The 15,279-nt window shown below is 38.2% G+C and carries 9 protein-coding genes and 3 pseudogenes; 4 read left to right on the top strand and 8 right to left on the bottom strand.

From position 1 onward, the window contains the following. A partial coding sequence (locus tag CYK47_RS13815) for a transposase (protein ID WP_164709209.1) occupies positions 1 to 142 on the bottom strand: 142 nt, incomplete at its 3' end. 77 nt (positions 143 to 219) lie between these two features. On the opposite strand from CYK47_RS13815, the gene CYK47_RS13810 reads away from it, so the two are divergent. Continuing rightward, complete coding sequence (locus tag CYK47_RS13810) at positions 220 to 2,157, top strand: TniQ family protein (protein WP_122902389.1); 1,938 nt, start codon at positions 220 to 222, stop codon at positions 2,155 to 2,157. 1 nt (position 2,158) lies between these two features. Here the strand turns inward: CYK47_RS13810 and CYK47_RS13805 are convergent, their stop codons facing one another. Both CYK47_RS13805 and CYK47_RS13800 read right to left on the bottom strand, forming a co-directional pair. After that, entirely contained in the window at positions 2,159 to 3,565 is a 1,407-nt protein-coding gene (locus tag CYK47_RS13805) for a hypothetical protein (protein ID WP_164709216.1), read from the bottom strand. A 252-nt stretch (positions 3,566 to 3,817) separates the two neighbouring features. Beyond that, positions 3,818 to 4,744: a LysR family transcriptional regulator gene (locus CYK47_RS13800; protein WP_122902387.1), complete on the bottom strand. Its 927-nt coding sequence runs from the start codon at positions 4,742 to 4,744 to the stop codon at positions 3,818 to 3,820. Positions 4,745 to 4,871: 127 nt separating this feature from the next. Here CYK47_RS13800 and CYK47_RS13795 point away from each other — a divergent pair, with 127 nt between their 5' ends. Both CYK47_RS13795 and CYK47_RS13790 read left to right on the top strand, forming a co-directional pair. Continuing rightward, entirely contained in the window at positions 4,872 to 6,173 is a 1,302-nt protein-coding gene (locus CYK47_RS13795; protein WP_122902386.1) for an MFS transporter, read from the top strand. Between the two features lie 10 nt (positions 6,174 to 6,183). Next, complete coding sequence (locus tag CYK47_RS13790) at positions 6,184 to 7,674, top strand: M81 family metallopeptidase (protein ID WP_122902385.1); 1,491 nt, start codon at positions 6,184 to 6,186, stop codon at positions 7,672 to 7,674. 310 nt (positions 7,675 to 7,984) lie between these two features. Here the strand turns inward: CYK47_RS13790 and CYK47_RS13785 are convergent, their stop codons facing one another. Next, positions 7,985 to 10,852 (bottom strand): type I restriction endonuclease subunit R, encoded by a 2,868-nt coding sequence (locus CYK47_RS13785; protein WP_122902384.1) that lies wholly within the window; start codon positions 10,850 to 10,852, stop codon positions 7,985 to 7,987. Between the two features lie 176 nt (positions 10,853 to 11,028). On the opposite strand from CYK47_RS13785, the gene CYK47_RS13780 reads away from it, so the two are divergent. After that, the gene (locus tag CYK47_RS13780; RefSeq protein WP_164709215.1) at positions 11,029 to 11,916 is read left to right on the top strand and encodes a hypothetical protein; all 888 of its coding nucleotides are present in this window, start codon (positions 11,029 to 11,031) and stop codon (positions 11,914 to 11,916) included. A 40-nt stretch (positions 11,917 to 11,956) separates the two neighbouring features. Here CYK47_RS13780 and CYK47_RS15925 read toward each other — a convergent pair. The 4 genes and pseudogenes from CYK47_RS15925 to CYK47_RS13765 all read right to left on the bottom strand — a co-directional run. Beyond that, positions 11,957 to 12,661, bottom strand: a pseudogene (locus CYK47_RS15925) (restriction endonuclease subunit S); the annotation flags it as partial. 252 nt (positions 12,662 to 12,913) lie between these two features. After that, a pseudogene (locus CYK47_RS15920) lies at positions 12,914 to 13,141 on the bottom strand (hypothetical protein); the annotation flags it as partial. Continuing rightward, on the bottom strand, positions 13,141 to 14,709 hold the full coding sequence (locus CYK47_RS13770; RefSeq protein WP_122902381.1) for a type I restriction-modification system subunit M: 1,569 nt from the start codon (positions 14,707 to 14,709) through the stop codon (positions 13,141 to 13,143). The pseudogene CYK47_RS15920 and the gene CYK47_RS13770, both read right to left, overlap by 1 nt. Before the next feature lie 448 nt (positions 14,710 to 15,157). After that, positions 15,158 to 15,279, bottom strand: a pseudogene (locus CYK47_RS13765) (IS3 family transposase); the annotation flags it as partial.

Raw genomic sequence — 15,279 nt, 5'->3', positions numbered from 1 at the left:
GATTGGCCTCACGAATCCATTTGTCTAAAGTTGAATAACCCACACCTAATTTCTGGGCGATTGCAACTATAGGTTCGTGGGAGTTTGAAAGTGCATAATCAATCGCTTGCTGTTTAAATTCAGGACTAAAACGTTTAGCCATTTCTTGAATCTCCAAAGATTAAAGTTACGTTATCTTTAGAGGGACGTGCTGTCCATTATTTTGGCTAGGATCATTTAATCCAAGCAATTCCTTATGAAGATGAATCACCAATCAGCTTCCTATTAAGAACCACCAAACTTAATGCACATAGTTCAATCTTTAATTTAGTTGGTAAAGTTAATTATCAATCCATCATGAAGGAATCACTCAATTACCATCTTGCAGACGATGTTCGCTTTAGCTTAGTTTTGAATGCTTTAAATATAAATAGTGATTACTCATACCTAGCATTTGAAAGATCAGGCCCTACAAATAAATCACCTAGAATAATAGGTGCTATTGAAGTGCCTCATGAATTGTTTGTATTAGATAACGTACGCTACTGTCCTATTTGCCTTGCTGAAAATGCTTATTTAAAAAAATTATGGATGCTCAAACCAATTTATGCATGCCCAACTCATTCTTGTTTTTTAATCGATTCTTGTCCCAATTGTGACAATCCGATCACATTAAAAGCTAGTGTAAAAAACTGCTCGTGCTGTGGTTATGAACTGGATAAAGCCCCAACCAGGGAAGCAACGTCTCTTGAAACAATTTATTGGTTTATTGACGTTCTAAATATTAACTCCAATAAACTGTTTAAAGAGTTCACAGCTTGCTGGAAAGCTTTTCATGAATTCTTTGAATTTGATGGATCTAATACAGACTTAAAGATCTGTCTTTATGTCTATGAATATTTTCAGAATCCTGAAACTTCAGTACTCAAACTAAGCTCATGTATCCATTCACGTCGTGATTACTCTCACCCAAGGATTCAACTATTACCTTTTTTAAAGTATGAACGTTTTTTCAAACAGCACATTAAAACTGTAGAAGAAAATGCTTACGAATACAAAATTAGCGAAAAAAGTATTTCTAGAAAACTTAGAAATCATCAGATAAAACGTGTTTTGAAGGTTTCTCGTTTCGAGCTTGAGAAGTTGATAGAAAGTGACTATTTGAAGTTTGGAAAAAAAGAGCTTTATCATGGAAATATCTCAAGTTTAGATATTGAGCGCTTCATTATGGGCTTAAATAATGTGGATCAACCTACATTTGAAGCACTAGATACAGTAACTATCTGTAATGATCACATTGACTTAAAAGAGATTTCTAAAACTTTAGAAATCAATTATGAAACAGCAAGGAAACTGGCAAATAATGGATGGTTTGATGTAGACAAAAACGTTCAAACTGCAAATAAGCCTCAAATGTACTCAAAGAAAAAAGTTCATACATTCGAAAGCAAATACATGCTAGTTGCACCGTTGGCTAAACAATGTAGAGTAAACTCTACAAATCTTGTGGAGAAATTAGAATCAATAGGTATAACGCCCGTTCATGGACCTCATATTGATTCGACCCCAATTAATATTTTTTTTAAAACCGATGTTCAAGATATTAATCCAAATGACTTAGAGATGATTCAACACTATCAAACACGCACAGGTAGGCGAAAAGGTCAGTTAAAATCTAAAACTACCAGTTTGGATTATTACTCTCTAAGAGATGCAGCTACACTTTTAGAAATTAGCCCAAATAAAGTTGCGGTACTTGTCCAAAAAGGAGTTCTTAGCAAAGATAAGAACAATCCGCTATCAGTTCAAATCAAAGCTAATTCACTGTTAAATCTTAAGAACAAACTCAATAGCGAAGATTATCTTCCCTATCTAGATGCAGCAAAGCTGTTAAATTGCCCCATTAACTGGATGAAAAAATATTGGTGTGAAACAGGTTTCTTAAACATTGAAAATCTAGTTTATTGGAAACTTGTGAGTAATAAGGAGCTAACAGCTGTTTTAGAGCTAAAAAAGGAATATATTACTGGTGCTGAAGCAAGTGCCATTCTAAATATGCGCCACTCACATATTACTAACTTACAAATTCAAGGGCTTATAAAACCTTACTATTTGGGAATAACAGATAAAAGAATAAGGCTTTTCAAGAAGACCGATGTTTTAAAACTCATAATTTGAACTATTTTAACGATGGAAATCTAGCATTTGGATCGATTTCCATATTTTCAATTTTTAAACCCATTACATTTAGCAACCATCCAAATGAACATCCTTCTAAAGTACCACCATTGGAGGTGGAGATTGGAAAAGGGATTCCCTCTTTAGGGTTTATTAACCCGGTACACCCGTGTGAGGATTGAAAACCACATCCATTTCTAATTTTATTCTTACCAAACGCACATTCCAAACTACAATTTGAAGAAGCCTGAGGAGAAAAATCACCAAATACCTGAGATGCGAGAGCTTGAAATTGCAATTCAAACATAAGTTCTCCGCCTGAGACACTTGGAACTCCCGAAGAACCTATTCCATCCTCAAATACAATATATGGCGCCTTAAAGTCTGCCATTAATGAATATAATTCATTCTTATCCCCTACCGGATTTACACCTATCCACGGCTTTGACATTTTCAATTGAATACCTTTTTTCATAAGCTTTTCAATTTCCATTAATTCAGACTTTCTAGAGAAAGCCTTAATTCGCTCCTCAAAAATTTCATCTAAAGACTTATAGTCACATAGATCTAAAATTTCTGAACAAAAAAATTTATAATTTTTATGCCAGTTAGCTCTTTCACCTAGAGTAGAGATATTATGAGATGAGGCCAAAGTGCGGGTTAATTTAACAAACCTCCAAGATGGATTTGTTGATTGCCATTCATTTTCATTTTGAGGAATTAAAGGCTTCCAACTTATTTGTAATGCTAAATCACAAATTATCGGAAAGTAATCATTATATGATTTCCCACATTCCTGAATAAACCAATCATATGCATTTGTATACTGACTTGGTAAACCTTCACGCTCCCAAGCTATTTCAGTCTTTACTTCACAAATATGTTCAACAAAACTTCTTTCAATAAAATGTGCATGCCCTTCCAAAATATCTTTCGTTTGTAAAACAACATGCTTACCACAAATGTCTACAACAGGATTAGCTCTCCAATCATGATTTAAAAGTCTTAATCCAAACTCTTTTAATGTCAATGAACCATTACGCATGTAAAACTTTGCTTGACCAATTTTAATTTGCTCCTTCGATGTTTCATACACATGTTGACTTAAAAAAGATTGCTTTTGTAGAGTATTGCAATGAGCTAGTGGAATCTTAACTTTACCCTCAGTCAAGCTATTAATTTCCTTCCATTCTTTTATTAAATAGCCAGTCATTTGTCTGTGACTATCCCATTGAATGTGACCATATCCCGTAAATATGGCTTGAAAAAAATGAATATGCTCATGTAAATAGGTTGCTAATGATCTCATAGACATAGAATTAGGGTCATAATCTGACAATTCACCAGCTAATCTCATTTCCAAACGAGTTGTTAAAAAAGTGCCAAAAGTTGTATCAAGATGATCCATAACCATTCCATAAAAAACTTGAAGTAATATAATCCTATTCCTGAATAGTGAAATATTAAAATTTCAACAATGACACCTTATGTGTCGCAAAACTCGAACAATGCCATCTTATGTGTCGTAGATGTTGTCATTAAGTGTCACTAATAATATCTAAGTATATGATTTTTTAACTTTCTAATGACAACATATGTGTCGCATGACGTTTTTAAATTTTACTGTAAAAATCCCGCTCTTTGAGTGGGATTTTTTAGTTTAACGTAAATTAAAACTGGCTCGAATACGATCCAGTAAGACGCGCTGTGAATCTGAAATGATGGCACCTTTACGCATTAATAACTGGGTTTTGGCTTGTTGAAAGGTGCTGGAATCAATTTCTAGCACATCGACCTGACCCGCTTCCACCGCAGCCCCAATATCGGCATAACGCATGGCAGAAATACCATGCCCTGCTATAACATAATTTTTAAGTGCGGTAATTGAATTGGTGGTTAAGGCAATATTTAAACCCAAATTTAAACGTACTAATTCAGCATCCAATAACTGGCGAAAACCATGCCCTACGGACATCACCGCAAATTTATAATTTAAGGTCTGCGCCAAAGACACCGCTCCTTGCTGTAAGGTTAATGGATGACCTTTAGGCACGGCTAAAATAAAAGGCTCTTCGCGTTGTGCAATGACTTTAATTTCAGGATGCAGCGGCGGATTATAGGCTAACCCAATATGTGCTAAACCTTCCGTCACCTGCCGAATCACATCCTGTACGCTCATTAATTCCAGTTGCAATTGCACATCTGGATAAGTGGCATGCATATGTTTAAGCACATCATAAATTAAATCTTGTAAGTAACTTTCACTCGAAACCAAATTGACTTTGGCTAGCTGTGCTGATTTAAGCTGTGCCAATTGTTCCAATAATGCCAATTCACGTTTTTGATTTTCCTCAAAATACTCTAAGACTATATAGGCAGCTTCTGTGGGTACCACATTACGACCACGGCGTTCAAACAGCTGGGTTTGTAGCTGGGCTTCAAGAAGTTGGATTTGGCGGCTAATCGCAGATTGTTCGATATTGAGCAAGTCGGCAGTTTTACGAATCGAGCCCAATAGCATCACATGATAAAAATAACGCAGTCTTTTTTCATTGATTCCTGCTAAAGGCAGCGTGTGTTTTTGCATAGGTTTGGACTTATTATTGATGCTTTTAAAGCATCATTATCAATAAAAAGCTGCATTGTTATCAAGCGCTCAAGCTGCTTAAACTCATCTTTAAGGAAAAACAATAATAAGCAACAGGAGTTTGCTCATGCGAGAACAACAACTCGATCGGATGTATCAAAAAATTAGTTGGCGCTTATTGCCGTTTTTATTGCTGTGTTATTTTTTTGCCTATTTAGACCGCATTAATATTGGATTTGCCAAATTACAAATGCAGCAAGACTTAGGCTTTAGTGATGCTATTTATGGCATGGCTGCAGGTATTTTCTTTTTAGGCTACGTGCTGTTTGAAGTACCCACCAATTTATATTTTAACAAGATTGGGGCGCGTAAAACTTTTATGCGCATTATGGTGCTATGGGGTCTGACTTCGATGTCGATGTTGTTCGTGACCACGCCAACCATGTTCTACATTTTGCGCTTTTTGCTGGGCGTATTTGAAGCAGGTTTTGCTCCAGGTTTAATTTTTTATCTGACCTATTGGTATTCGGGTGCTCGTATGGCACGCGTCATGGCGATTGTCATGTTGGCTGCGCCCTTAGGTGGCATGCTAGGTGCGCCTTTATCTACCCAAATTATGACCCATATGCATGACATTTATCATATGGCAGGTTGGCAATGGCTATTTTTACTTGAAGGTTTGCCTACGGTGCTATTAGGCGTGATGGCTTATTTTTATTTGGTTGATCGTCCGCAAGATGCCAAGTGGCTCACGTCTGAAGAAAAAACATTGTTACAACAACAAATTCACTTACATCAAGCTGCGCAAACCCATCAAGGCTTTAAAACTTTACTCAAAGATCCGTGGATTTATTTTATGGCACTGGGCTATTTCAGCATTATTAGCGGGATTTATGCGGTCGGGTTTTGGTTGCCATCTTTACTCAAAAGCAGTGGTGTAGAAAGCTTAACCAGCATTGGCTGGTTGGTGGCTATCCCTTATTTACTTAGCGCGATTTTGATGAACCTTGTGGCACGACGTTCTGACCGTTACCAAGAACGTAAATGGCACAGTATTTTACCTACACTCTTGGCAGGAGTCTGTCTGTTAAGTTCGGTGATGAGTACTCATTTTATCTTGTCATTTATTGCAATTTGTTTTGCCACCGCATTCATGTTTGTGGCCTATACCATTTTTTGGTCAATTCCTGCGCAGTATTTAACAGGCACAGCTGCCGCTGGCGGTATTGCCCTAATCAATAGTATTGGGCTATTGGGTGGTTTTGTCAGCCCAAATATTATGGCATTTGCCCAAAGCACCACACAATCCTTAGTGGCGGGTTGGATCAGTATTGCCTTATTACTCGGTTGTGGCGCCTTGTTGCTTTGGTATGCCTTCCGTTTAAAAAAACCACTTTCTACTTCTCAGGCTGTTCGCGCCACTTCATAAGGATCATTCTATGCCAACGATTGCTATTGCTGGTTTTCAGCATGAAACCAATACTTTTGCCCCAACTCTGGCACGCTATGATGACTTTATTCATGGCGGTGGCTTTCCGGGATTAACCCACGGCCAAGATCTGTTAGGATTTGCCGAGCACAATATTCCTATCGGCGGTTTTATTCAAACTGCCCAGCAGTTGGGTTATCAGCTTGAGCCGATTCTGTGGGCAGGTGCCTCACCTTCGGCACAGGTCGAACAGCAGACTTATGAACGTATTTGTCATGACATTATCGCAGGCATTGTCGCCCAACCTGTGGATGCTATTTATCTTGATTTACATGGCGCAATGGTGGCTGAACATTTAGATGACGGTGAAGGTGAATTACTGCGCCGTATTCGTGCAGTGGTGGGTCAAGAGATCCCCATCATCACCAGTTTAGATTTTCATGCCAACGTTACTCAGCAAATGTTTGAACATGCCACAGCAATGTTGTCTTATCAAACCTATCCGCATATTGATATGGCAGCTACAGGTGCACGCTGTGCAGTGCTATTAGATGAAATTTTAAAAGGCAAACAACTGCATAAATGCATCTACAAACTGCCATTTTTAATTGCTTTAAATGCGCAGTGTACAGATTTAGAACCTGCCAAAAGCACTTTTCAGCGTTTACAACAGTTACAGCAAGACACTGGTGTACTACTTAACTTTACCCCAGGTTTTCCTGCGGCAGATTTCTATGACTGTGGCGGTACGCTGTGGGGCTATAGCCCATCGCTACCGCAACTGCAACATACCATGCAACAATGCCAAGATGAATTGCTCGCGCATGAAGCCAATTGGCACATGGAATTTTTAAGTCCTGATGTGGCGATTGCCCAAGCCCAACAACTGTTCAAAGATCAGCAAAAACCGATTGTTATTGCCGACACCCAAGACAACCCCGGTGCAGGCGGTGATTCCAACACCACAGGCATGTTACATGCCCTCGTTAAAGCCAAAGTACAACGTGCATTAGTGGGTTTAATCTGTGATCCTCACACTGTACAAAGCATTAATCATCTGGCAATGGGTGAACGCTTTTATGCAGAACTTGGCGGTAGTATCGATGGCGACCCTGCTCTATGTGGTGAGTTTCTCTTAAAAGCACGTCATACAGGTCAATTTCATTATCAAGGACCTATGATGCATGGTGTGGCAGTGGATATTGGCGAGAGTATCTTAGTGTCTTATCAAGGGATTGATATTGCCGTCAGCTCCTATAAGGCTCAGCTTCTCGACCGCGTGATGTTTAGAATCTTTAAGGTTGATCCTGAAGATTATCCGCTGATAGTAGTCAAAAGTTCGGTGCATTTTCGCGCTGATTTTACCCACATGAGTGGTGCAATTTTGGTTGCCAAAGCCCAAGGACCGATGTTGGCAGACCCACGCGATTTAAACTGGCAAAAGATTAACCCTAAGATCCGTTTAGCCCCACTGGCTTTAAGCTTACAACAATCAGCTTAAAGCTCCGCCATTCATCTAAGGTTCAAGTGGCTGGATGCATAAAGTTGATTTAATCATTTTTCATTCACCACTATCACTTTTAAAGTGCTGCTATAAGACATAAAAAAAGGCTTGATCCCTTTAGAATCAAGCCTTTCCGCTTTATACAACACTATGTTCAGTTATATTCAGCTAGGTATTTGGGGTGGCGACAATTGAACTAGGCGATTAAATCATTGTAATTTATATCATTTAATTTTAATTAAAATTAAGGGATACAAACTGGGATACAAACTAACACTTGCTGGCCATTTAATTGAGGTAATCCACTCTAAAAACCCTTATAAAACTTATCAATAAATTGACGTGTTTTACTCAGTAAATCATTCAAAATACCTTCACGCTTAAACAAGCCAACTTTAAAGTTAGGTAAAACGATCAGCTCTTCTTTACGTGGCATACGTTGGGTATATTCGTAGTTCTCTAAAACAGCCTTCATTTCGTCTGCTTTTAAGTTTTCTTCTGCACAGAGCTGCTGATAGGCCTGTTCCTTCTCTGCATCCCAAAACTGCTTAAAGGCCTCTTCTACGCTTTGTCCATTCAGCATTTTAGGTACATGCTGTTCAATGAACTTTTTAATCAGGTCTTGTTTGTCATACAGACTAATTTCACTACTGATTAAATCATGTACTTGTGCTTCATACTGTTGGCGTTTTTCAGGGTTGCGACTACTGACTGCCAATTGCAACAGGTTAAGAATATAACCCACATTGACACGGTCACTATGTAGTAGCTCAAGCTGAAAATCGACATCATCCAATACAGATACTTTGTTTTTCTGTGTCGTGCTTTTGACCTGCTGGCACAAATCACGATACTTGCCTTGGAAGTTTACAAACTCTTGTTTGACCAGTTTGGTTTGGTCTTGGTCATATTCCACAAAGGTTTCAAGCTGGGCATTATAACGCATCACCTCACGAAAGGCTTTAATAAAAGCCAGTTGCTCATCTTCAGTATATAAATCATCGACTGCCTGATAATCAGGAGTAAGCGTCAATAAGTGATCTAACGCCGTGTTGTACTGTTGTTGAATTTCCTCAAAGCTTGGAATTAACACGGTACTATGTACATCCTGTTTATTGGAAAACATAGCTAAGGCCGCATCGGTGGCCTGTTTTAAGTTACGGAAGCAGACAATATTGCCAAACGGTTTATCGGCATTTAATACTCGGTTCGTCCGTGAAAAGGCTTGAATTAAACCATGATGCTTGAGGTTTTTATCGACATACAAGGTATTGAGAGGTTTTGAATCAAAACCCGTTAAGAACATATTCACGACCAGTAAAATATCAACTTTCTTATCTTTCACCTTTTGGGCAATATCTCGATAGTAAGCGTAGAACTGATCGCCTGAATTAAAGTTAGTTTTAAATTTTTGATTATATTGCGCAATATAACGATCTAATTTATCACGGCTAGACGGATTATATTGGCTTGGAATATCCGTTGATTCTTCATCGAGTAAACCATTTTGTGCATCTTCATTCACACTACGTTCTTCATTGGCCGCATAAGAGAAAATAGTGGCAATGGTTAAAGGCTGATAAGCTGGATTTTCGGCTTGTCGCTCAGCTTGTAACTGCTCAAAAATGTCATAGTATTCAATCAGGGTATCGACGGAGCTGACACAAAACATGGCGGTAAATTTACGATTTTTGGTTTTGGTGTTATGCGTATCTAAAATATAGGCTGCAATTTTTTCTAGGCGTTGCGGATGGTCAAACAGTTCTTGCGTATCAATGCCTTCAACTTCTTCGCTCCGTTGCATGCCTGTAGCAGTAAACTTGCCTCGATAGTCAATTTGAAACGGCAATACGTTTTTGTCCCGAATGGCATCCACAATCACATATTTATGCAAGCACTCATTAAACAAGTGCTTGGTGGTCAGCTTTAAGCCTGCTTTGTTGTGGCAGTTATCTTCTAAAATCGGTGTGCCTGTAAAGCCAAACATCTGCGCATTTTGAAAGAACTTTTTAATATTTTGATGGGTTTCACCAAACTGGCTACGATGGCATTCATCAAAAATAAACACCACTTTTTTATCTTTTAAATAGGCAATACTTTGCGCATAACGGTCACTATTAATGGCACGATTGAGCTTTTGAATGGTGGTCACAATCAGCTTGTCATGTTGCTGTGCCAATTGATCGACTAAAATTTTGGTATTGCTGGTACTGTCTACACTGTCGGCTTTAAAGGCATTAAATTCTTTGGCGGTTTGGGTATCTAAATCATTACGATCCACCACAAACAGCACTTTTTCCACATCAGGCATTTGCATAATAATTTGACTGGCTTTAAACGAGGTCAAGGTTTTGCCTGATCCTGTGGTATGCCAAATATAGCCATGCTGTGATGACTGCTGAACCTGTTGCACAATCGCTTGTACTGCATAAATTTGATACGGACGCAGTACCATTAACGCTTTAGGGGTCGTCGTTTCTAAGAGCACCATGTATTGCGTCATCATTTGGGTAATATGTGCAGGGGTTAAAAACACCTGTGCAAAATCCACCACTTCATTGATGGGTTTATTGTCGATATTTGCCCAAGGGAAGCTAAAGGCAAACTCTGTGGTGGTATTGGCGTAATAGCGTGTATTCACCCCATTACTAATCACAAACAGCTGAATAAATTGGAACAGCCCTTGCCCTGATGCATAAGCAGCACTGCTATAACGCTGGGTTTGATGAAAGGCCTCGGCGATTTCCATACCGCGTTTTTTCAGTTCAATTTGTACGAAGGGTAAGCCATTCACCAATAAGGTCACATCAAAACGGCTGGTATGGCCATTGATGGCTTTATGGTCAATTTGGATTTGATTGCTAACTTGGTACGTGTTTTTGCTCGGATCAGCATTTAAAAAGTAAATGTGTTGACTGCTGCCATCGTCAAATTTAACGGGGAATTTATCACGTAGTTTTTGTGCTCGTTCAAAGATCGTGCCTGTAGTTAAAAAGCTAATGACTTGTTTCCATTCACTCAGCGATAGCGGCTGTAAACCATTGGCCTGTTCAATTTGGGTTTTTAGGTTGGACAGTAGTTGGGCTTCGTCTTGAATTTTAATACGCTGATAACCGAGCGTTTGTAGCTGTGCAATCAGTTGGTTTTCAAGTTGTTGTTCGCTTTGTACTGTCATAATTTACCCCTCTTCTATATTTTTGCACGCTACTCCAATATATCGTGCGATCTTTGGGCTAAATCATAATTCATTTTTTGCAACAAATTACTTTGTCTCTAATCTAAATTCTGTTTATACATAAGCAATTGAAAGTTTACGATGAAAATGGATAGATAAAAATGGATAAATAAATCATGAATAAAATATCGCTTAGCTTAATCATAAGCACAATGTTTATTACGGGTTGTGCTGCATATGAAAAACAACAGGTAGTTAGTGTACCTAATATTGATTCTGATAAATCTAATTCACCTGTTTTTTCTAATGTTAGATATATTAAGGATATTGCGACCAAGATCGAAGAAACAAGACCAGAACCAAATGCAATGTATCCGACCACTGTGATTTTAATGAATAATAAAATACTGTCTGGAAATAGCTGGTTCAACATTAGTCCTACAGTACGTGCTAAAAACCGCGCTATGTGTCAAGGTTGGTTACGTCTTGAACATCGCAACCCAGATGATGACCGAAAAAAAGACAGTCCTGAGGCAAAAAAAATCTACAACTATATGTTAGTCAATTCAAAAGATCGTAAAAGTTTAGAAAATTGTACAGCTCTGATAGCCAATTACAACTACACAGAAGCGGATGCTGAGCTAACTAGAATTTTTAATAGTCTTAGCTCAACAACTCAACTGTCCATGAATGATTCACCTTATTTAGCTTTATATGAGTCAAAATCTAGCCCACGCAATTCTATGATTTTACCTTTAGGAGAACTGAGCGCGAAAGAAATTGAAGTTTTAGTTGCTGACTGGGAAAATCTAATTGCCAAAACATATAGTATTGGCACTCCATTTGACCCTTATATTGGTCTAGCTATTCTCATTCAAAACAATCCCAACATTGCAGCAGCCAAACGTGAAAATATGCTTGAAAATGTTAAAATCATTACCTATGTTGGCACATGTGCTGCTTCTGTTACCCCACCTTTATCACTAGCAGCGTTAATTTCTATACCTGCTTGCCAACAAGCTTACACAGAGATTAAAAAGAAATTGGGTTACGGTAATACCTAATATAATTAGCCTCCTTTTTTCTAAAAAAGGAGGCTTTTCTTTATACAAACATCTGCTGTAACAAGCCTTTTTTCCACTGTTTCGCTTGTTCAATTTGCTGTGCCACGACTTCAATTTTTTGGTCGATGGCAGATAGAAAATTAGCGATTTTGGTTTGTTCTTCTATACACGGATATTCAATTTCAGCATCGGCGATTACACTCCAATCAGCTCTTGGCATTTTTGAACCTGATTGGATATTTGTTAGTTCGGTAAACTGTTCACTTTGGATAAATTGAAATAAGTAATTGTTTGATATTTTCAAACCTGTTAGTACCCAAATTTCACTAGAGCAAACGCCTTTAAATTGTGGTTTAGCAAACTTGCGAAGATATGGGCGCAATTTTCCATATAAAACACTATTAGGCTCAAATAAATTCTTCGTACTTTGCTGATCGCTACTATTGACTGTTCCAAGTATTTGACCTGTATTTTGACTCAAATGCTCTAATTCAATACACGGTAAAGACTCATTTAAAAGAGGATTGAAAGATTTAGATTTATTAGTAAAAGCTTTCGCAATCTTTTCAGATACCCACTCCCCAAACTCACTCCCATCATCCGCTTTAAAACGAATCTGCTGACTAAACAGCTTCTGCATCATGCCCTGTTTATATTGGCTGAGCAGTTCATGTTTTTGGGTCAGTTGGCTAATCTTTTCATCCACGGCGGAAAGAAAAGAAGCGATTTTGGTTTGTTCTTCTTTGGAGGGAACTATTAACTCTAAAGGCTTTAATACCTGAAGATTGATATTCTTTTGTGCATTTTGAGTTGCTTGAGAATCTAGATTATCTTTTTGAAGATCAATAATATTCTTTAAGAAAATCGTATTCGCTTTATCGTGCTTTGGTTGAATTGCCACAACACTATCAGGACAAGCAACAGGATATTGAGTAATAGTTGTATCACCAATATTTGCAGCAATCGTAATTAAAATGGTATCCGCAGGAAAGACCTTACTTACTCGAACACCATCCTCATTTAAAGTTTGTGTGAATCCCCTCAAGTAAACATCAGAGCCTGTTACATCCCCTGTTTGTACGAACGGCATCTCGCCACCAAAATACCTTGGATCATTTCGAGGACGTACAGAAAATTTACCACGCTCCACTTCTGCTAAATCTTCTAACGTGACTGCTGACCAATCCCCATCAAACTCTTTAAATCGTAACTGAGGCGTAGCCATTACTTCACCTCCGCAAAAGGTGAATCAATGCCTAACTCTTTACAGAACTCTGCAATTACAGTATCAGTTTTTTGGCTTTCCACTTCTAAAGCTTGAAGCTGTTTGGCAATTAAATCTAAATCAATCTCAGCTTCGGCTTCAAAGGTATCCACATAACGAGGAATGTTTAAATTAAAGTCGTTGTCTTTCACTTCCTGCAAAGTCGCAACTTTGGCGTATTTCTCAATATTCTGACGGTTTTCAAATGCTGCAATAATATTGTCTAAATGCTCAGGCAATAACTTGTTCTGAGTCTTTTGCTTTTCAAACTCATTGCTGGCATCAATAAACAAAATATTGTCTTTATGCTCACGGTCTTTTTTCAACACCAAAATACAGGTTGGAATCGACGTACCATAGAAAATATTGGCAGGTAGACCAATGATGGTATCAATCACATTCATCTGCTCAATCAAGTATTGACGAATCACACCTTCACTTGAACCACGGAATAAAACGCCGTGGGGAAATACAACCGCCATCGTACCGTTGTCATCTAAGTGATGCAGCATGTGCTGAACAAAGGCCATATCCGCTTTTGAACTTGGTGCAAGTTTGCCGTAACTGCTAAAACGCTCATCTTGTAAAAAGAGCGGATCGGCTGACCATTTCGCAGAAAATGGAGGATTCGCCACTACGGCGTCAAAACGCTTATCGAGATGCTGCGGACGGATTAAAGTATCTTCTTGCTTAATGTCAAACTTGGCAAAATGTACATCATGCAGAATCATGTTCATACGTGCCAAGTTGTAGGTAGTACGGTTCATCTCTTGACCGTAAATCATGTCTACATCTTTCACTTCACGCTTCACACGTAAAAGCAATGAACCTGAACCACACGTTGGATCATAGACTGAACGTAAGCGATCTTTACCTTGCGTCACAATCTTTGCAAGCAAGGTCGAAACTGATTGCGGTGTATAGAACTCACCTGCTTTCTTGCCTGCACCAGAGGCAAACTCACCAATTAAGTATTCGTAAGCATCGCCCAATACATCCGATTCACTATTTGAAATATCAAAATCAATATCATCTAAATGACTGAGGACACGCGCCACTAATTCATTACGGTCATTCGCCGTGTTACCAAGTTTAGTCGAATTTAAATCAAGGTCTTCAAATAGGTTTGCAAAGTCATCAGCAGATTCTGCACCTAAAGTACTTTGTTCAATGGCTTTTAATGTCGCTGTGAGGTCATCCAGAATAAATTCACCCGCACGACCACGTTCCGCCAAGCTATGAAACAATTGTTTTGGTGTCAGTGCATAACCTGTTTCGTCAATCGCATGCTTTTTAATTTCTTCGATATACGGTACATGCTCGGTATTGTGTTCATCCAGCTCTAAAAAACTAATCTCTTCGCCATCGAGCAATTCATTGGCAAAGTTGACTGCTTTTTCAGACAGGTATTTAAAGAAGATAAAACCTAAAATGTAATCACGGAACTCATCAGCACCCATTTTGCCACGTAAAGTATTGGCAATATTCCACAGTTGTTTTTGTAATTGATGTAATTGTACTTGAGTCATTAAAGCTTACCCATGATTGGTCAAATGATTGAATGGGCGTAGTTTACATGAGATCTATTTTTCTATAGCCATACGGCGAAAAAAAATCCATGTTGTATCACTAAAGTATTGCCGCTTTATGGTGTTGTTTTTTACTATGCCGCTTTCATAAAAACAACGTAATCTATTGTTATTTATTCATTTTAAAAACAGAATACTTTTTAAAAGCGGCATACCGTTTTTTGCAATCCGCCATGGTCTAAAAGCACCCTATAAAATTATAAATATTGAAGGATCAACGATTTCCCAGATCAAGGTATGCATGCATTTGGCTTTCGCTTTCTTAACCCACAAAAATACTGAGCAGCTTTTATTATTTTTTAGGTGGACATGGTGGACAAAGTGGACATAAAGAAATAAATGTTTGATTATTATAATTTTATAATGTCCACCTATTAAAATAATGATCCTAGACAGTATCGTGGACAACAAATCCCTCTAAATTCTTAAAATATTTCTGTTCAAAGGCTTCTGGGCTTAACCAGCCGTTTGCGGAATGCCTTCTGACCCGATTGTAATAAATCTCAATAT

It is taken from the genome of Acinetobacter sp. B51(2017) (genome assembly GCF_003711395.1).
Classification (GTDB): Bacteria; Pseudomonadota; Gammaproteobacteria; order Pseudomonadales; family Moraxellaceae; genus Acinetobacter.
This window is presented reverse-complemented; position numbering and strand designations above follow the sequence as displayed.

Coding starts and splice junctions, on each gene's coding strand:
- CYK47_RS13805 (WP_164709216.1), bottom strand. CDS start 3,565: ATGGATCATCTTGATACAACTTTTGGCACTTTTTTAACAACTCGTTTG.
- CYK47_RS13800 (WP_122902387.1), bottom strand. CDS start 4,744: ATGCAAAAACACACGCTGCCTTTAGCAGGAATCAATGAAAAAAGACTG.
- CYK47_RS13795 (WP_122902386.1), top strand. CDS start 4,872: ATGCGAGAACAACAACTCGATCGGATGTATCAAAAAATTAGTTGGCGC.
- CYK47_RS13790 (WP_122902385.1), top strand. CDS start 6,184: ATGCCAACGATTGCTATTGCTGGTTTTCAGCATGAAACCAATACTTTT.
- CYK47_RS13785 (WP_122902384.1), bottom strand. CDS start 10,852: ATGACAGTACAAAGCGAACAACAACTTGAAAACCAACTGATTGCACAG.
- CYK47_RS13780 (WP_164709215.1), top strand. CDS start 11,029: ATGAATAAAATATCGCTTAGCTTAATCATAAGCACAATGTTTATTACG.
- CYK47_RS13770 (WP_122902381.1), bottom strand. CDS start 14,709: ATGACTCAAGTACAATTACATCAATTACAAAAACAACTGTGGAATATT.